Origin of the sequence: Psychrobacter sp. NPDC077938 (assembly GCF_044542635.1) — a bacterium.
Taxonomy (GTDB): Bacteria; Pseudomonadota; Gammaproteobacteria; order Pseudomonadales; family Moraxellaceae; genus Psychrobacter.
Genome location: NZ_JBITUW010000004.1, coordinates 325,421 through 344,970, shown reverse-complemented (window position 1 = coordinate 344,970; position 19,550 = coordinate 325,421). Strand labels below are relative to the sequence as shown.

The following is a 19,550-nucleotide window of genomic DNA, read 5'->3' as shown; positions in this document are numbered from 1 at the left end:
CCTTTATTGCAATCAGATTATTGTCTATGTTCACTATTACTCAGTCGCACCGTACCGAAAACCTCGTTGATCAATTGCTTGTACAATACCAGTCCAAGGATCAGCCTGTTTTTGAGCCCTTTATTGTCATTGTACCGTCAATGGTATTGGGTGATTGGTTGGACAAAACTATTGCTAGCCGTGCTGGTATTAGTACCTTGGTGCGTACTAAATTTTGGGGTCAGTATCAATGGACGCTGATGCAAGATGTATTAACCCGCCATAACGCGTACTTACTGGCGCAAAACCCTGAAGCGCAAACCTTGAATGTACCCGAAGTGGCGGTGTTGTCACCAACGGTGATGCAATGGCGATTGTTTGGGTATTTGACTTATTATCAGGAGTCGATTGTTGCAGATGAAAAGCATCCAGTTCATCCTTTGCTAGCGTCTTTGATTGATGACCCACAGGCAACTGCTCAACAAGACAGCTTACAACAGGATAAGGCGCAACAAGATGCTCGCATTTGGCAACTGGCAAGCGATTTGGCTAGGGTGTTTAACCGCTATTTGACTCATCGTGAGGATTGGTTGGCATTATGGTCGCAAAACAAGCCGTTGAGCGTAAGTGAGTTGATAGCGGATAAAGACGCCTTATCCCTGCGCTTTGATAAGTATGCGCGCGGCACACCTGAGTGGTTGGTCGAGCATTATGTTGAGTTAGAAATTGCCCAACGATTCTTATGGTCGCATTTGTTTGCCGATGTTCATCTACACCGTGTGGCACTAGAGCGTGCGTTTTGGTCAGCTTTAAAAGGTAACAAGGCGAATGAGCGTGCTCATTTGCCAACCATACTGCGTATTTTTACCATCCAGCAACTGCCACAGACCGAGCTTGATTTTCTACAGCGCTTGTCACAATACATGAATATCACGCTATTACATTACAATCCATCAAAGCTGTTTTGGGCGGATATCGTCGATAAATCTTGGTTACAGCGTCAGCAGATTATCAACCCTGAGAGTGTCTTTTTACGTGATTATGGTCATAGCTTGCTATCGCGTTTGGGTAAGCAGTCGCGCGATGCGTTTGCGATGCTTGCTAATTTATCAGGTAATGAGCAATACGACGATGCGCTGGTAGAGTGGCAAGATAATTTTGATAATGGTGTAGATGATGCGCTCGTTCAAGGCATGTATGAAAGTGTCTTCCCTGCTGAAGACGCTGTCAGTACTCAAGATGCGCAAGGTAACCTGAGCTTATTAAAACGTTTGCAAAATGATGTATTGATGCTTGATGAGCAATCTACCCAGCAGGCGACAGCCACTACAGTCTCACAAGCGGTAAGTAAGCAAATAGAGTCAAGCTTTGATGAAGCTAAGCCAGCAACGGCTTGGTATGAAGATGAAGCATTAGAGAATAAGCGCTTTGAGAAAGACCGTTTTTGGGCAATCTCTTCTCAAGATAATAGCCTAAGCATTCATTCATGTCATAGTTTGCAACGCCAGCTTGAAGTATTGCGTATTATGATTGGTCATTGGTTGAATGAACCTATTAAGTCTGGTGAGAAGAAACGCCATATCTCCGACATCGTTGTGCTGCTACCTGATGTTGAACGTCATCATGCATTGATTGGCTCTATCTTCGTCAATGGTAAGGGTCAAGACGGTTTGACTTTGCCTGCTAAAGTGACTGGTGTTGTTGACGCCGATATTCGCCAGTTATGGGAAGCGATTATCGGTTTTTATAAACTATTGGGTAGTCATAGCGCTCGTTTTGAAGCAGCTGAAGTCTTAGACTGGTTGATGTTACCGCCCTTGTTTGAAAGCTTTGGACTGACTCATGAGCAAATGAGCCGTGGCTGTGATTTACTGGTAGAGGCGGGCTTTATTCGCGGCTTTGACGAGCTGCATCTTAAGCAAACTTTAGACAGTAATGATTACGACTATCGCTTTAGCTTTGCACAGGCATTAGACAGATTAACTTTAGGTCTGGTCATGCCAGAGGCTGAGTTGAGCGACTGTTTATATGATCTAAATGACGATGAATGGCCAAGCACTGCGTTACCAGAAATGACCTTGCCGCTACCACAAGTCAGCCTAAATGATGCGTTGATTGTTGAAGCGCTTTGCCGCATTTATACTGGTTTGGTTGCACGACGTGATGATCATACACAAAAAATGAAAGCGGAAGATTGGCTCGATCAGATTGAGACACAAGTTATCCATCGCTACTTTGGTGATGTGGATCAAACGCGTACCATGCGCGCCATCTACAACGCGATGAATGGCTTTAAATCAAGTCTGCGAGCCAATCGTCACTATAGGCAGTACGCTAGTGGTGATATCGACAACAGAGAAGTAGAGCAGAGGCTGGCAGGTGTGGAGCAGTTGCCGCTCAAGCTGAGCTTTATGCTAGACAGTATCGAAAACGAGCTTGAAAGTCAGCAGGTCAGTGCGGAGCCGACGGGGGTGATTACCTTTGGTCGGTTTGGTGCACTAAGAAACGTGCCGTTTGAGCTGGTGGTGATGCTAAATATGGATCTCTCTGAGTTTCCTGGGCGTGACCGTGATAACCGCTATGATTTGATGAAAGCGACCAATGCACGCCGTGGTGACAGAGTTAGTGAAGATGACGACAACGGCGCATTTTTAGATGCGCTACTGTGTGCGCGCAGTGCTTGCTGGATGTTCTACAACGGCCAAAGCTTGACGGACACCCATGAGCATTTGCCAGCCAACCCAGTGAGTGAGCTATTGCAGTTTTTGCAAGGCGAGGTGCAATGGCAGGTGAACTCGCTTGAGACATTACCTGAGAATATTGATCCCACCACGGAAAGCCTTAAGCGCTATTTGCCTAAATTGATTAAGCAGTGGTTGGTGACTGAGCATCCTGCGTTGCCTTTTCATGAGAGTCTGTTTGAGACAGAAATCGAAGGCACTGATGTTTTTGAGCAAGCATCTCCTGATATTGATGACAATGCTAATGCCAACGTTAATGCCAACATTAATATCAATGCTCAGGATTCTAGCCCTGTCGATATGATTGATGAGCTGGATACTTTATTAAATACAGCCATGCGCAAAACCAAACTGGCTCAGAAAAAGCAATTTCCGCCTGCGCCGCTTTGGCAAGCGGTGTTTGACACATTAAAAGGTCGAATATCTAGTGAGCATAAAGAGTTGGTGGGCTTACCCACGAAGGCGCAGTATGAGTCAATCGCTCAGGTGCTTGGCAAAGGCTTGGGTCAGCTAGGTCAAGTAGACAATCAAACCTTGTCTGCATTGGTTGAACTGTTGGCGCTAGATACAGCTGTTGACGCTAGCGATGTCAATAACATGACAGAGGTGCTCATCCAAGTGTTATCCGACAGTATATTTAACATCGGAGAGATAGATATTGAAGGGGCATTGGCTTACCAAGTGCGCCATCCTGCCAAAGCATTCTTACGGTCTCAAAAGGTGCATGTGGTACAAGGTGAAGAAGCACTGTCGCATCAAGAGCCGCTATTTCTAAACAGTTTAACTACCTATCAAATCAAAGATCATTTGATTAAGCAGTTGGTCGCCGATGAGACTAAGACCAATGGCGGTGATACAACTGCTGAAACCACTACGCCAATCCTAATGTATCAAAAAATTATGCCAGCTGGTGTCGCTCGCCAAACTACATTACCCAATCAACAAAAGAAGCTACAACAGCAATGCTTGGAGTTTAAAGAGCAATTAATGGCTAATGGCTTTGATGAGAGCAGTATTCTCAACGAGAGTGGAGCAGATGTCGTTACAGTATTACAGCTACTGACGCCAACCGCCGAGCACCCTGTTCAGATAGAGCTAAAAAATATACTGAACAATACTGATAACGAGTCAGGCAATCAGACGAATATAGAGGGTATAGAAACACTGCTTAAGCTGCTGCCGAAAATCATTAAGATCAAAGGCTCAGTACCAATGTTAGCACCCATATCAATTATTCAGGCGGGTGTGCCTTATGCTGAGCAATCACCCAAGCAATGGTTAAACATACTGCCCAATTCTACCAGTCCTAGGCATTTACTCAAGTTTTGGTTGTCACATTTGTATTGGCAAGTGGCCAGACGTACCACTGCCGAGCAAGTGGTATTAAATGATGGCGTGAGTATTTGGCGCTTTAATAAGGCCAGCTCGCAGGTCAAAAAGTATGACAAAGTAATCGCATTTAAACTGAGCCCGATTGTGTATGAAGATGCAGTAATTGAGCTGATAAAATGGGCTGTTTTTGGTAAGTTGACGGGTCAAGTACCTATTACGTTACTGCCAGAATATGCACTTAATTACCTTGATAAGTATCTAAAGCCTGAAGAAGGTGACGGTAATAGCTATTGGCCAAAACGTGCCGACTTCTCCGACTGGTTAAGACCTAACTATAACTCAGACACGGTATACGATACTTGTTCGCAGCATGCCATTTGGCAATATGTACTACGTGACCAAGATGCGTTTAAGGCTTTGTCAGCAGCGTTGACTACATTAGCTCAGCCATTATACGCGCCGATGTTTAATGCGTTAACTAACTTAGATGGTTAGCCCATTATCTAGAGCAGCCTCTAATTAATTTTTGCTATCTTGTTCTAGGGCGTGTCTTCATTTCAAAAATGGTGATAAAAATGAGATAAATTGCCGTCAAACGAGGAAAATAGTGCAGATAATATCGGGATATTAACCAGCTGTTTGACGATGTTTGGCAAAATTTAGCTGTTTTTAGCCCATTTAGATAACTATCGAGTGAATTGAAGATACGCCCTAATAAATAATAATTAAAAGTATGCGCCCATATGACAGACTTTACCGACCCAACCAATACCATTGACTCGTCTACACAACCACATTTATTCGATGAATATTCAGATGAGCTGCCTTTATCTGCTGTGCCTGAACGTAAAAATGATGTCATACCGGCAGTTGACGTCGATCTAACGGGCAAGCACCTGATTGAAGCCTCAGCTGGTACCGGTAAGACTTGGACGTTGACCGGTATTGTACTGCGCCTACTGATCGAAGCACGACGTGCACCAGAGCAAATCATTGCCACGACCTTTACTCGAGCTGCCGCTGCCGAAATGCGTCAGCGTATCCACGATCGTTTGGTAGATTTCTATCAGTTATTACAATGGGTTAATAGCCTAAGTGCTGATACTAGCAACAAAGAGAGTCTCTATCCCAACATACTGCAAGTCATGCCTGAGGGTAATAAAGACGTACAAGCAGGCAGTAATTCAGACGCAAACATTGAGACAGGCATTAACGAGTTAAATCAAGACCTTGCTGCTGATAAGCAAGCGGCGGCAGAGAAACGTAAACAAGCAAAGAAAGATCGTGAAGATTGGCTGGTTAATCAGGCTAAATATGTGTGTTTAGACGGTATCATGCAAGATCCTATTAACTTGCATCTTGTCGGTTATTTGCTCGATCACGTGTACAGTTACCCAATGGCGGAAGCTATCAGGCGTACGGCACTGGTACTCACCACGTTGGATAAGCTATTTGTAGGCACGCTTGATAGCTTGGCGCAAAAATGGCTGACGGAGTACAGCAGCGAAACTGGTCACCAGCAGGGCATGGGGATTATTGAAGACAGCAGTATTGAACAGGTGACTGACAGTATTATCCATGATGAGCTGCGTCAGTTTCAAAGCCGTTTGTATTATGAGCAGCCTAAACTTTACGCGCTAATGGATCAGCAAGGTAAGCTGTCTGCAGTAGGCGATCATAAGAAATATGTGACTCGCTCGCTTAATTTTATCTCTGCGCCGATTGATGAGATAAGGATTGAGAAAGGCTTTGATTTTGATGCATACGAAAAGCTAATCAATGAGTTTTCTCAGTTAGATTTAGCCGATATCCAGCCTTATTTAAATCCTGATTATAGAAAGTCTCAAGGATTCCGTGGTGGTTCTAATTTAACCAAACAGTTTGATGCCATTATTGAGGTGCATCAAAAGATATCGGAATATCAGCTGACATTTAATAGCTATTTAAATGAGAGCGAGAATAAGATTCTGACATCATTGCAGGATTCTAGATATCCCGATGAAGATGGCAAAATTAAGAACTTTAATAAGAATAAAGAAAAAGAGCATCAGACACTTTTTGAGTTAGAGACCATTAGCAAGTTAATGGCTCTCTTAGACATGCTAGACAGTTTAAATCAGCATATTTTGTTGGTATTGGCCAATCTTAACCGTCATATTGTGCTGGCTGTGCGTAATAGACTACCAGTAATTTTAGAAGAGCGCGGCGAGACGACCTTTAGTTTGCAGATGGTACGCTTAAACCAAGCATTAACTGGTCGTCAAGGAGATAAGCTGGCGCGTTATATTCGTCATCACTATCCTGTGGCATTGATTGACGAGTCGCAAGATATCAATGGCGAGCAAGCCATTATGATTGAAAGCATTTATTTGCCAAAGAATAAGCGTAAACAGTCGGACAGTGACAAGCAATCAACCACTAACAAAACCAATCATGAGTTTCTGCTATTGGTTGGTGATCCCAAACAGGCTATTTATGGGTTTCGTGGTGGCGATGTAGCCAACTATAACTACATGAAAGCCCAGTTTGATAAAAGCGCCCTTTGGACACTTGATATCAATCGCCGTTCTAATGCCGGTGTGATTAACGCATTGAACTGTTGGTTTGGTATGGCGAGTGCAACAACTGCTGAGAATAAGCTGTCGCAACTAGGAACTGGCATTCATTACCAACATATTAAAGCAGCAAAACCGGAATATGAGCTATCTTGGTTTAATGCGTCAGATAGGCTAGATGATGTACTGGTGACAGAAGTGCTTTCTGCTCAGCCAGTGAGCTTATTACACCTGCCTTATGACAAGGACAAAGAGTTTGATTACGATGAGCATGAAATAACAGCTCGCCATATAGCTACTTTGCTTAATAGTGGTCAGACACTTAAAGGTAAGCCGATTCAGCCGAGTGATATTGGGGTGCTGGCACGTGCCAAAAAAGATCTGAAAAGGGTCGAAGATGAGCTGGTAAAACTTAATGTGCCGACCTTGACGACCAGTGACGTCAGTATTTTTGAGACTATTATGGCAGAAGATGTGGCAGCATTGCTGAGTGCCATGCTATACCCATATCGTCATGACATGATTAATCGGGTATTGACCAGCCACCTATATGGACTGAGTATCAAAAACATCAAAGCCATGATGACGGATCATGAGTCAGGCATTACCGAGGGTAGCCGTACGCCAAGCGCTCATTCAAACAGTTCTAATTTGAAAAATCTCTCCGCCCATGAAGCTACTGATACTAAAAAAAGCTATCAAGACTTTATTACCTATCTAAAAGAAGGTGCACAGCGTTGGCAGCACTTTGGTATCTTATCGGCGCTACATTATTTATTAGATAAAAGCCCTGTGCAGCCGCAAGGCGTTTGGCAAGCCCTAGCTGCTCATCCAGAAGGCGATCGCCATATCATGGACTTGCGGCATGTGATGGACATCTTGGCGCAGTATGGTCTAGGTATGGGTGAGCATGAGCTACTGGCGTGGTTCAGGCAGCATATAGATGCAGCGCCTAACAGTGACTGGGCTAAGCAATATCCGCTACCGACAGAGTCTGGTGTGCAATTGATGACTATTCATAAGTCAAAAGGGCTTGAGTTCCCTATTGTCTATGTATTGGGAATGGGTGATGCCAGTAGGAAGTCTGGTAATAAGGAAGACTATGGGTTGTACCTATATAACGCGCAACAAGCGCCTTCAGCGCTAGTGCGGCAGTCGATAGAAGTACAGCAGTCGACAGATAATCAATCGACGGGAAATCAGCGCCGCTTCTCACCATTGCAAGGCTCTGCCACGGATGAGGGTTACTATACGAATATCGAGACACAAGAAGGTTTTGATGAGATAAGACGGCTTGGCTATGTGGCATTTACTCGAGCCAGTGAGCAGCTTTATGTTGTGCTACGAGATCCGAGTAACAAAACAGGGTTTGAGCTAAAGCCAGTGTTTTATTGGTTTGAATCGCCAGAAGCAAAGTTCGAGCTACCTGACAGGCTCAAAGGTATTGTAGGCATGCTTAGAGGTCATAAAGTTAATGAGTTCTATGACAATAATTACGCAAACAACAATGCTAACTCAGCAGGTATAAATGACAGTGTTCAGATGGCTGCTACCAAGTCAAATGCTCATAAGCCTACGACAGAGGCTATTGAGTACGCGCCATTTGCTGAGGTGATGAAAACCAATTATTTTTACGGTTGGGCTAAGACCAGCTTTACCGCTTTGGCGCGGCAGCTAGATGAATCTACACAAGCAATGGCGATAGTGGATGAGCGTATTGATGATGCGATAGACATTGATATGACAGAGTCTTCTGTTTCAGACCTCTCTTCACTGAATAGTAAAGAGTCTCTCGAACAAGACAGTGAGCTAAGCCTCAAGTCAGAAGATGATATCCGCTTTACCTTTGTAAAAGGTGCCAATGCCGGTACGTTTTTGCATGAGATATTTGAACAGATTGATTTCACCAATAAAGCCCAGTGGCATCAGGTTATTGATAGAGCGATTAATAGCTATCAGTTGCCGCTGATATATAGCAGTGCTGAACAGCAGAGCCGCAGATCCCAAGGCAAAAAACAAAGAAATAATGATGGGTTTGATCTTGAGTCAATAGGTACAACCAAGCATGAGGCATTAGTTAATTGGATTGAAGAGGTGTTGCATGCGCCACTGTTGGCTTCCAATCAACCCTTGATTGCTCTTGATAAAGGTAAGCGATTTGCCGAGTTAGAGTTCAACATGGGATTGTCAGAGAATTTTAAAGCACAGGATATTAGTCAACTTTTTCAACAGTATTTACCTGACGAGACAGATAAACACGTTACTCTAGTGCCACAAAATAAAGCACATTTGTATCGTTATTTGCGTGGTGAGATTGACTTGGTGTATGAGCATGCTGGCAAGTATTATGTGGTCGATTATAAGAGTAACTTTCTAGGAAATAGCCTAAGCGATTACAATGAAGATACCCTCAAGAAAGCAATGTCCAAGGCGGGGTACTGGCTACAAGCAGCAATCTATCAGGTAGCATTGCATCGGTTCCTTGCTATGAGAATCAGTGATTATACGGGTAACGAAGATAAGTACTTAGGCGCTGTAGAGTACGTGTTCTTACGCGGTGTGTATGATCCAAATGCTAAAATCGCTGACACTACATCTCAAGATAATAATAAGCCTAGCAGTAACAATTTAGAGAATCATAACTGCTATGGATTGGTTACTTGGGATATTCCCATTGCATTCATTAAAGGTCTAGATGCCTTGTTTGGCCTGCCGGACTAATAAACCTTGTATAGCAACTAGGTAGATAAAAATTGTTATAGCAGTTAATCAGATTGATAAGAGATAAATATACGATGAGTAATAATAACAACAAGAGCAAGTCAGCCATTAGTTTACAAGAGAGCTGGGCCAGTAATCTCAGTGATTATATTTTGCTGCGCCGTCAGCAAACACATGTAGCATATGACGCAACAGATGCAAAGACAAACGATGAAAATAGAAGAATCGGTAAGTCAAAAGATAGCGATTTATTTACGGCTCTATTCGTTATTTTAGCGGCTCATTTGGAAGAGGGTCACACCGTATTAACGATTGATACAGCCGATCATGAAGCTCCCATGCAAGGTCAGATTAATGGGGAAATAGTCACGTTATATACATGGCAGCAGCAGTTATTACAGATACTGGCAACACCAATTTTTGCGCTGATTGATACTCAGATAAAAGCGCAACTAGACACGCAATCAAACGATGATACTACAACGGAGACATCGCTATTTGTATTACTAGATACTTTGTTTGGTCAGCGAGATTACCTGTGGGCGCAGCTAGCACTTAGTAATCATGAAAAAGAGACGTTGATCAAACGTTTTGATGCGATAACTACGTTATATCATCGCTTGAAAAATAGCGACTTAAATACTTTCGTTCATTCAATCCATGAGCATGCTTTATTTGCTAATGTTAATGCGAACACTAATTGTAACAACCATCAAAATAGCCTAAGCAAAGATAATCAACCAATTATTTATAACATAACCAAGAATAAAGAGACCCAAAGTTCGAAAATCACATTTTGGCTACACCGCACATGGCAGGCAGAGTTTAATTTAGCACAGCATATCAATCATATTTTGAATCAGCGGATAGTGCCTTTAGACATTACCACGCCTGAGAACTTAAATGACCAACAGATAGCCGCTATCAATGTGGCGAACAATAATGCATTTAGTATCATTACTGGTGGCCCAGGGACAGGTAAAACCTACACCGTTGCTCAATTGGTTATAGCGTTACAACAGGCGACAGAGAGTAGGGGAGACGAGTCTAAACATATTAGATTTAGTACAGACAGTGCTAGTCTAGCATTAGCAGCGCCAACAGGTAAGGCAGCCCAACGTATGCAAGAGTCTCTGCAGGCGGCTTTAGACGACGCAAATGTAGAGCTGCAGTTGCAAGAGGCGAAAACCATCCATCGTCTACTAGGTATCGGTAGAACGGGTAGACCGCGCTACGATGTCAACAACCCACTGGGTGAAGATATTATCATCGTTGATGAAGCATCTATGCTCGGAGTTGAGTTGGCTAATTACCTTGTGAGCGCGGTAAAGCCAGGTGCTAGGCTGATATTATTAGGCGATGCTAATCAGTTAGCAGCCGTCGATGCAGGAGCAGTATTGGCTGATCTCTGTCGCATTCCGCTATTGCAACCTATACATGCAGAGCTAACAGAGAGCCGCCGATTTAGCGCCGAGTCAGGTATCGGTAAACTGGCCACTCAAATCAATAAAGCAGAGACAGATCTTCAAGCTATTTGGCAATTATTAAGGCAAGACGCTGCTTTGAGTTTCCAATATGTTAATACGTTACAAGCAGAGTCCCTATCAAATAACAAGATAGAAAATAGCCTAAGCAAAGAAAAAATTATTTCAAAAATCTCCAATAATTACCAATCATACGTAAATAAAGTTAAGAATTTACTAAAAAATCCAATAGAAAAATCCGTGCCAGAATCAGTTAAAAATACTACCACTTCGTTAATGGAAGTATTTAATCAATTTAGAATCCTCACTGCTGGCCATAATGGTGAATGGGGCGACCGCTATATCAATAACTACCTTACTCAATGGTATCTTGCTGAGTTAAAGTTACCATTGGGTCAAAATATATGGTTCCATGGACGTCCTGTTATGGTGCTACAAAATAACTATGAGCTTGGGCTATTTAATGGGGATATTGGTTTCTGCTTACAAACATCAGATGAAAGGAGCCAATTAGAAGTGTTCTTTGAAAATAAGACACAAGGGATAGCTGTTAATTTGCTAAATGAAGAGGTGATAGCCACGGCATATGCAATGACCATTCATAAGTCACAAGGATCCGAATTTGATCATGTGGCTATTACTTTCGATAACAGCCATGCAAGATTGCTGAGCAAAGAGCTTATCTATACGGCAGTGACTCGTGCTAAGAAGCAGGTAACGATATATAGTACCAAGCACGCTTTAGAAAAAGCAGTTCAAACACCGACTGAACGCCATACAGGTTTGGCATTACAGTTTTAACGATTCATTCAAGTTGTTGTCGGCGCAATAAGTCAGCGCAATAAAAAAGCATCCAATTTGGATGCTTTTTTAGGATTTAACTATTCTAATCAATTAAGTCTAGAATTAAACTTTGTCTTCTTTGATTGCATAGATACCTGGTAGGTGACGCAAGTAACCATGGAAATCCATACCACAACCGTAAACATAGCGATCTGCAACATCAATACCCACAAAATCTACATCGAAATCTGCAACTTTGCGATCATGTTGCTTGTTAAGCAATACACAAGACTCAAGTGATAGAGGCTTTTCTTTGCTTAATTCTTCAACAACTGCTTTTAGGGTAATACCTTCGTCAAAGATGTCGTCAATTAACAATACGTGCTCACCTTCGATACTAACATCAGGCTTGAATTTCCAATCAAGCTCATTAGTACCTTCGTTATCACGATAACGGGTCGCATGGATATAATGCATACGATGGTAGAACGTAAGGTGTGTCAGTAGTTGACCAGCTGGAATCAATCCGCCGTTCATCACGACCATAACAATTGGGTTTAGACCAGCATAATGTAGATTGAGCTGAGCGGCCAAACGCTCATAAGCAGCAGCTACTTCGATACTGCTGATAAGGCACTCTGAGTTGCGTAAGGTTTTTTCAATTTCTTGGTTACTGATTTGGGTCATCGGGTGCGCCTTTGGTAAAAAGTGCCGCTTATTTTAGCAAATTTTAGTGAATTTGCCCAACGTCATATGACTTTTGGGACAAAATTAATCCAACTTTTGGGGTTATTCTGGCTTTTCTATAATAAATGGGCGGTAATAATTGGCCAATCTATTCAATGAATCATTTGGTAGGTCAGGTAATAGCTTATTAAGTGCCATACTCATGCCTTTATCAATTGCCGATTTGGCAACTGGAACTGACTTACGCTTGATCATGCCTAGCTTTAATGTCTCGGCATAACGACTGATGAAGTGGGTCAATGTTTCTTCGTTCATGGTTTCAAGTGCGGTTTTAAATTTGGCTCTATCTACATGTTCAGGCGTGATAGCAGCAAAACCTTCAGTGATGGTATTGGCATCTTTTTCTGATAGTTTAAAGCCGACACGTTTAACACCTTCATTATCAATAAAGGTTGCGTGATCTCTTAGAAAATGAAAACTTGGTAACACGTCTTTGTTGTTTTCTTTACCCAGTAAGATATTGAGCAAAGTATCTGTCGCGCGTTCAATCGTTCCAACAATTTTGCGCATAGAGGCTTGGCGCTCAGGGTTAGGAATAATATCTACCAAACCAACCAATAAATTATCAGTAAGATCGCGCGCTGTCTGATGCGTAAGAGCATCGCGATAAGGGTAGTACTCTACATTCTCATTTGAAGCAACGACTTGTTCGGCCTCACTGATTAAAGCTTTTAGTTTATCTGAGGGTACGAATCCAAAATAATGTGCCATTGCACTTCCTTTATTTGTTGTTTTTTATGTCTTACTTGCGTTATATTTATCACCAAATCGGTTATTATTCAAACAAAGTTTTAGTCTCAGGCTCATCAAACCAAATGCTGATTAGTGACATGCCCTAGTTATAAGATAAATGACTTTGTTGATTGGTAATAATTTTGCAAATCGCTAGAATTTACCTAAACGATAGATGAGCTGAGTCACTCATCGCACACTAATTTAGCATATTTTTCATATTTTAATTCAAAAAGCTTGAACTTATAAGGCTATTGACTACTTGTCTAGGGAGAGATGAGATGAATAGTGCTATCGTACTACTATTCGCCGTTGCCGCTATGCTCTGCGGCTACGTGTTTTATTCAAAATTTATCGCCACCAAAATTTTAGCATTGGACAACAGCCGTCCTACACCCGCACATACGATGAAAGATGGGATTGATTATGTTCCCACCAATAAGTATGTATTGTGGGGGCATCACTTTACGTCAGTAGCAGGGGCTGCACCAATTATCGGTCCTGCCATTGCGGTTATTTGGGGCTGGGTGCCTGCCATTATTTGGGTAGTGGTAGGTACTATCTTTATGGCTGGCGTACATGATATGTCTGCTATTTGGGCAAGTATGCGTAATAGAGGTCAGTCGATTGGCTCTATCGCTGGTACTGTCATGGGCACACGTGTCCGCAGCTTGATGATGGTTGTCATTTTCTTATTACTACTGATGGTTAATGCTGTATTTGGCGTAGCTATTGCCAATATGATGATCAAGACGCCATCTGCGGTATTGCCAGTGTGGGGTGCCTTAGTGGTTGCCTTTATCATCGGGCAGTGTATCTATCGCTACAATATGAATCTGGTCTGGGTTTCCATTATCGGGGTAACGGCCCTGTACGGGCTTATTTATCTTGGCCCTATGTTCCCGATTGTGTTACCTGAGACCGTGATGGGTTTGCCTGATAACGCGGTATGGATCTTGATCTTGTTCGCCTATGCAGCGATTGCGTCGTTGTTGCCCGTATGGATGCTGCTTCAACCTCGTGATTATATTAATGGCTTACAGTTATTTGTCGGTTTGATTCTACTATATGCCGCTATTTTTATTGGCACGCCTAATATTGTCGCGCCAGCGGTTAACACTGCATTACCAGCGGATACACCGTCACTTCTACCATTGTTGTTTGTGACAATTGCTTGTGGTGCCATATCAGGTTTCCATGGTTTGGTCGCAACAGGGACCACTTCTAAGCAAATTGATAAAGAAGAAGACGTTCGTTTCGTTGGTTACTTCGGTGCATTGGGTGAGGGTATGCTAGCACTTGGGGCAATTCTTGCAGCAACCGCAGGTTTTGCAACGCTTGGCGATTGGCAAGCGGTCTATCAAAAGTTCGGTGATGGCTCTATCGGTGCGTTCATCGACGGCGGTGCGACCATCTTGAATGCCGGCGTTGGTATCGACATGGTGCTATCACAGACGATGCTTACGGTAATGGCTGCATTGTTTGCTGGTACGACGATGGATACTGGCGTACGTTTACAACGTTATATTTTCCAAGAATTTGGTGAATTTTATAATTTACCCGTACTCAATAAGAGTGTCGTTGCAACGTTACTTGCTGTCGGAAGCTGTTTGTTATTAGCGTTCGGTGCTGGTGGTATCGATGGCGCGGGTGGTATGATTATTTGGCCGCTATTTGGTACAACCAACCAGTTAATGGCTGCCTTAACCTTGATGATCGTTACCATTATCTTGTTACGTAAGGGCAAGCCAGTTTGGTACACCTTAGCACCATTGTCGTTCTTGTTGGTTATGACTGTCTTTGCACTATTGATTCAGCTCAAAACTTTCTTTACTGATGGTAATTGGCTACTTATTATTATGGATATTATTATCTTAATCGCAACTATTTTAGTGACGTTTGAGAGTTTGTCTGTACTACGAAAAGAGTGGTCACTACATAAAGGTAAAAGCGGTGAGGTTTAAACGTTAAACCATATTGAGTGTCTGTTTAATAAAAAACGCTAGCAGCAATTGCTGGCGTTTTTTGTATCATATAGGCATGATGGATCATAAGAATTAAGTAAAATACGAGCACATTATGGAAAATAAAGACACATCAGATAATATAGAAAATGTTCAACCACTAGAGAACACTCAACCATGGTGGCAACGGTTTAAGAGTGGACTAAATGAGTTTTATCATGCGCCTTATCGTCAGACGATGGCACGCGCGGCACGTGATGAAGAAGATTTTTTTATGTTACTCATGTTTGCTGAGAGCTTGGGTATTGATAATCCCGCCAGCTTTTATACATTAGAGCTACAACCATTATTTTTAGAGAACTTTCATGAGTGGCATACACGTATGGGAATGGATAGATGTCCATTTGACCACGTCGGCTGCTGCTAACAGTAGTGGATTGATTATATAAAAAAGTAGCTAAGCATTTATTAGATAATGATACAAAATACGAGATAACGATATGGCATTACACCCTTTACATGGATTGGTAGAGCAGTTAGAGACACAACCGATTATATTTATCGGCGGCAAAGGTGGTGTAGGGAAGACTACCACAGCAGCAGCTCTAGCCAGCTACTATGCAAGCCAGCAGCAAAAAACCTTAATTGTCTCAACCGATCCGGCACATAGTTTGGGCGATGTATTGAATGTACGACTCAATAATGAGAAAACGGTGATATCACCTTATCTAGATGCGATTGAGTTAAATCCTGATGTGATTGTCGATGAACATTTTGCTCAAGTTGAACGTACAATTAAAGCTTATGCCAACCCAGATATGATGCCAAAAATTCGTGAGCATCTGAGGCTATCTAAGTCGGCACCTGGCGCTCAAGAAGCCGCGATGCTCGAATCCATGTGTCACCATTTAGTCGAAGCGGCAGATGCTGGGTATGAACACATCATCTTTGATACCGCACCGACAGGTCATACTTTGCGATTATTGGTATTACCAGAAATGATGGGGGCATGGACGGATGGGCTGCTTGCACAGCAGCGACGACAAGCCAAACTACGTTCGGTGGCGACGCATTTGGACAGTCACAATCAGAAAAACGGCGCTCAAAAGAACGATGTAGCCAATCCCTTTGCAGCAAAAAAATCAGATCGCTGGGAGCAAGCTGTTTCAGTATTAGAAAAGCGCAAGCAATTGTTCCGCCAAGCAGGATTGCTATTACATGACCGTACACAAACAGCGATTGTATTGGTGATGACCGCTGACGTCTTACCATTGGCTGAGACCAAGCGCGCTATCGAGCAATTAGAAGATAGTAAGCTCATGCCAGCAGCAATCGTCATCAATCAGCTGATATCAACTGCGCAGTCGGATGAGTTTTGGCGACGCCGCGCTGATCGTCAGCAGCATCTACTGCAGGATATCGAACAAAGCTTTACCAAGTACCCGCTGTATCCAATCTATCTGCAACAGACGGATGTACGTGGCACTGATGCATTAAGTGCGTTGTTAAGTGCATAGGGTGCATAGATAGTTAGCTAGTAATTTATGACTCACGCTTATACGACTGTAGTTTGCCTGACAGCGACCATGCCATGTCTGTGCGTAATAACTGAGCTTGTTCAGACTTGCCGCTGCTGAGCGATGACCATTGCGGTTTACCTCGGGCTTTTTTAAGCTCACTTGGTAATTTATGAGCCGGCCATACAGTAATTGGATTATTGTCTTCATCTGCATGGTCACTGTCGTCAGTTAGCGACGTTCCAAGACTGCTGTTTTCGCCTTTATATAATAACTGAGTGGCATCTGTAGCAGCATGACCACGATGACGTAAGGCAGTGAGAAGGTCTAATGCTCGCGTGGCTAATAGCGTCAACGTAGCAGGATCGATATATAAGCGTTTTACCCCAGTAATCCTATCGGCAATACTGCTGGTATTCGATAGCAACCCGCCTGCGATACCGCCTATTGCAGCACCCAACCCTAATGTAGTGCCTAGTGCTGCCGCATCAATGCCCAATCCGAGCAGCGCACCAGCAGCGGCACCAGACGTTGTACGGATGCCATAACTTTTGAGTAGTTCAGGGTCGAATGGGTCTTGTTGATAGGCTTGTAGCTCAAGCGGCGTTGCCGAGACAGCATTATCATAGAACTTGTAGAGGTTAAGTAAGTTATGCTGCATCGCACGCTCACTTTGCCTGACCGCTTCTTGCATTTGCTGTAACACAGGCAATGGGTCGTCATCTTCATTGATCTCGCGTACAAAGGCAGCAACATTCAATAAAAAATCAGCGATGATGATATTGGCCTCGTCATACAGCTGCGCCCAATCCTCCGTTCGACGTTGCATCAGCTGCTCAAGCATTTCAGAGTGAGTAAGCATGGTGGCTAGGTTTTTCCATAGACGCATCTCATCTTCAAACTCAAACGCGACCGAATCGAAACGCGTTGAAATATGCAGATTGCGTCTTGCCAGCATAGTCTGCCAGTCATCGATATTGGCATTCTGACTGTCTGTGAAATTAAAAACGGGCATCACAGGAATCGCAGCCCAAGACAAAATCGCTAGCTCATCTTTATATTTACCCAATACAGGCTCACGAGCATCTACCACGTAAATGGCCATATCACTTGTCAGCAACTGACGAATCACTTTGGCTTCTTGGCTATAATCATAGGGCAAGTCATAGCTGTCTGAACCTTGAGCAATATCCGCCGCCAAAAACTGCTGCAAGCGTTCAATACCATCACGGCGACTGGCGGTATTGTCCTCTAGCCAATCCATAAGCCCTGAAGCATCTTCCAGACCAGGTGTGTCGTATAGTGCAACTAAGACTTCGCCAGTTTGGCTATCTGTCAATTGAGCCTGCTCGACATGCCGTGTGGTCGCAGCTTCGTTTTTGACTTCACCAAAATATACGTCACGCAATAACGTGCGCAATATAGAGGTTTTGCCCGTATTGGTATGACCGACAACGGCTAATTTAAGCGGTTCACCACTGGCAATCGTTTTCTTTGTTACCCTTGACGCTGGTGCTGTCGTTGCTGATGTATCGGTTGATACAGGTTGATTATCCTGAGTAGCTATTGACTGAGCTACTGTGGATTTTGAGGTGTTGTCTGAAGGAATACTTGAAACATCAGGGGTCGGCTCATAAGCTTTGTCCGCAAAGAGACCTGCAGGCTTATTATTCTCACGATTATTGTTATTGTCATTATTCATAGTAACGTCTTATATTTATTGATGGCAAAAACACACAGTAGCCATTTATTGTAAAACAAATATGATTGAGTATCGGTTATGAATGCGTATTGTCATATCATAAATCGTAGTCCACGCATTTATAATCAGGCTTTAGTCAATTCTCTATAAATTGGATACAAGGAAGCCGAGTGAAAGCACTACAAGTAGTAGGCTAAGCGAGACTGACACCGTATCCAATTTATAGAGAATTGACTATATTAGACAGCACTAGGTGGACGCAGCAGTACCTTTAGCTTTTTCTTGAACCCTTTGGCACGAAAAAACCGCTGCCACATACGGTAAAAGACCCCAAATATCAGGCTAATAATATTATCGTGGCTAGTTTCACCAACGGCACCATATTTGACAGGGTTGTTGACCGTATCTTCTTCTACATAAGTGCCAAACCAGCGATCAAAAATAATGAGTACGCCGCCATAATTTTGGTCAATGTATTCGTCGTTGGTGCCATGATGGGCACGGTGGTTGGATGGGGTATCAAAGACATACTCAAACCATTTGGGAAATTTGCCCACGGTTTCAGTATGAATAAAGAATTGATAAATAAGATCAAGCGCGTAAAAGAAAAACACCCACACTGGATGTACACCAAGCAGCATCAGCGGCACAAAGAATAACCACCAACCCGTCACTGAGTACAGCAGGCTTTGACGCATGGCGGTGGACAGATTCATATGGTCATCTGAATGGTGCACGACATGCGCTGACCAAAACCAATTCATACGGTGTGACGCACGATGGAACCAGTAATAGCTAAACTCAACCGCAACGAATATAGGAATGGCGGTAAGCCATGTCACCTCAATAGTAAATAAGCGATATTGATATAACCATAAGCAGATAGGTATGACGATAAGCGCTTGGACAATCAATTCAAACCCTAAATAAGAGCCGCCTAAGCTAAAATTGGTCATCGCACGTCGCCAGCTAAAGCTTTTAGCATTGCCACGCTTGGACTGATACAGCCATTCTGCTAAAAATAATAAGAAAAATGGGCCGCCAGCCAGCGGTAGCAGCCACTCCTGCCAATACGCAGGTAGAATGCTTGCCAGCATTGGCTGCCACGACTCTGGCGCAGCCGTCAATATGCTTTGGTTTAATGCCTCTCGGTAACCATCCAATAATTGACCATACTGACCCAAGCTCATAAGGGAATTATCTAAGGAGATATCTGCTGCCATATTGGGCTCCTAGCCACTATAAAACATCCTTGTCACAATAAGTTTAGAGGGTAGTGCCATATTAATCATT

The 19,550-nt window shown here is 43.1% G+C and carries 10 protein-coding genes; 6 read left to right on the top strand and 4 right to left on the bottom strand.

What is annotated here, in order from left to right; genetic code table 11:
* Positions 1 to 26: 26 nt before the first annotated feature.
* From ACIGBM_RS09235 to recD, 3 genes are all read left to right on the top strand, one after another.
* Complete coding sequence (locus ACIGBM_RS09235) at positions 27 to 4,547, top strand: exodeoxyribonuclease V subunit gamma (protein WP_397477534.1); 4,521 nt, start codon at positions 27 to 29, stop codon at positions 4,545 to 4,547.
* A 248-nt stretch (positions 4,548 to 4,795) separates the two neighbouring features.
* Entirely contained in the window at positions 4,796 to 9,328 is a 4,533-nt protein-coding gene (locus ACIGBM_RS09230; protein WP_397477533.1) for a UvrD-helicase domain-containing protein, read from the top strand.
* A gap of 74 nt (positions 9,329 to 9,402) precedes the next feature.
* Positions 9,403 to 11,613, top strand: coding sequence for an exodeoxyribonuclease V subunit alpha (recD, locus tag ACIGBM_RS09225; protein ID WP_397477532.1), 2,211 nt, complete (start codon positions 9,403 to 9,405; stop codon positions 11,611 to 11,613).
* Positions 11,614 to 11,718: 105 nt separating this feature from the next.
* Here the strand turns inward: recD and ACIGBM_RS09220 are convergent, their stop codons facing one another.
* Both ACIGBM_RS09220 and ACIGBM_RS09215 read right to left on the bottom strand, forming a co-directional pair.
* Positions 11,719 to 12,282 carry a hypoxanthine-guanine phosphoribosyltransferase gene (locus ACIGBM_RS09220; RefSeq protein WP_057760160.1) on the bottom strand — a complete coding sequence of 188 codons (564 nt, stop codon included), beginning with the start codon at positions 12,280 to 12,282 and terminating at the stop codon, positions 11,719 to 11,721.
* Positions 12,283 to 12,384: 102 nt separating this feature from the next.
* Positions 12,385 to 13,053 carry a hypothetical protein gene (locus ACIGBM_RS09215; RefSeq protein ID WP_238069025.1) on the bottom strand — a complete coding sequence of 223 codons (669 nt, stop codon included), beginning with the start codon at positions 13,051 to 13,053 and terminating at the stop codon, positions 12,385 to 12,387.
* A 302-nt stretch (positions 13,054 to 13,355) separates the two neighbouring features.
* On the opposite strand from ACIGBM_RS09215, the gene ACIGBM_RS09210 reads away from it, so the two are divergent.
* From ACIGBM_RS09210 to ACIGBM_RS09200, 3 genes are all read left to right on the top strand, one after another.
* On the top strand, positions 13,356 to 15,038 hold the full coding sequence (locus ACIGBM_RS09210; protein ID WP_057760164.1) for a carbon starvation protein A: 1,683 nt from the start codon (positions 13,356 to 13,358) through the stop codon (positions 15,036 to 15,038).
* A 115-nt stretch (positions 15,039 to 15,153) separates the two neighbouring features.
* A complete protein-coding gene (locus tag ACIGBM_RS09205; RefSeq protein WP_397477531.1) occupies positions 15,154 to 15,465 on the top strand; it encodes a cory-CC-star protein in 312 nt (103 codons plus the stop codon).
* 73 nt (positions 15,466 to 15,538) lie between these two features.
* Positions 15,539 to 16,555: an ArsA family ATPase gene (locus ACIGBM_RS09200; protein WP_397477530.1), complete on the top strand. Its 1,017-nt coding sequence runs from the start codon at positions 15,539 to 15,541 to the stop codon at positions 16,553 to 16,555.
* 25 nt (positions 16,556 to 16,580) lie between these two features.
* Here ACIGBM_RS09200 and ACIGBM_RS09195 read toward each other — a convergent pair whose 3' ends face one another.
* Entirely contained in the window at positions 16,581 to 18,257 is a 1,677-nt protein-coding gene (locus ACIGBM_RS09195; protein ID WP_397477529.1) for a DUF3482 domain-containing protein, read from the bottom strand.
* A gap of 239 nt (positions 18,258 to 18,496) precedes the next feature.
* The gene (locus ACIGBM_RS09190; protein WP_397477528.1) at positions 18,497 to 19,480 is read right to left on the bottom strand and encodes a sterol desaturase family protein; all 984 of its coding nucleotides are present in this window, start codon (positions 19,478 to 19,480) and stop codon (positions 18,497 to 18,499) included.
* Positions 19,481 to 19,550 lie beyond the last annotated feature (70 nt).

Bases quoted from the DNA above. Each gene is read 5' to 3' on its own strand.
- ACIGBM_RS09235 (WP_397477534.1), top strand. From the start codon at position 27: ATGTTCACTATTACTCAGTCGCACCGTACCGAAAACCTCGTTGATCAA.
- ACIGBM_RS09230 (WP_397477533.1), top strand. From the start codon at position 4,796: ATGACAGACTTTACCGACCCAACCAATACCATTGACTCGTCTACACAA.
- recD (WP_397477532.1), top strand. From the start codon at position 9,403: ATGAGTAATAATAACAACAAGAGCAAGTCAGCCATTAGTTTACAAGAG.
- ACIGBM_RS09220 (WP_057760160.1), bottom strand. From the start codon at position 12,282: ATGACCCAAATCAGTAACCAAGAAATTGAAAAAACCTTACGCAACTCA.
- ACIGBM_RS09215 (WP_238069025.1), bottom strand. From the start codon at position 13,053: ATGGCACATTATTTTGGATTCGTACCCTCAGATAAACTAAAAGCTTTA.
- ACIGBM_RS09210 (WP_057760164.1), top strand. From the start codon at position 13,356: ATGAATAGTGCTATCGTACTACTATTCGCCGTTGCCGCTATGCTCTGC.
- ACIGBM_RS09205 (WP_397477531.1), top strand. From the start codon at position 15,154: ATGGAAAATAAAGACACATCAGATAATATAGAAAATGTTCAACCACTA.
- ACIGBM_RS09200 (WP_397477530.1), top strand. From the start codon at position 15,539: ATGGCATTACACCCTTTACATGGATTGGTAGAGCAGTTAGAGACACAA.
- ACIGBM_RS09195 (WP_397477529.1), bottom strand. From the start codon at position 18,257: ATGAATAATGACAATAACAATAATCGTGAGAATAATAAGCCTGCAGGT.
- ACIGBM_RS09190 (WP_397477528.1), bottom strand. From the start codon at position 19,480: ATGGCAGCAGATATCTCCTTAGATAATTCCCTTATGAGCTTGGGTCAG.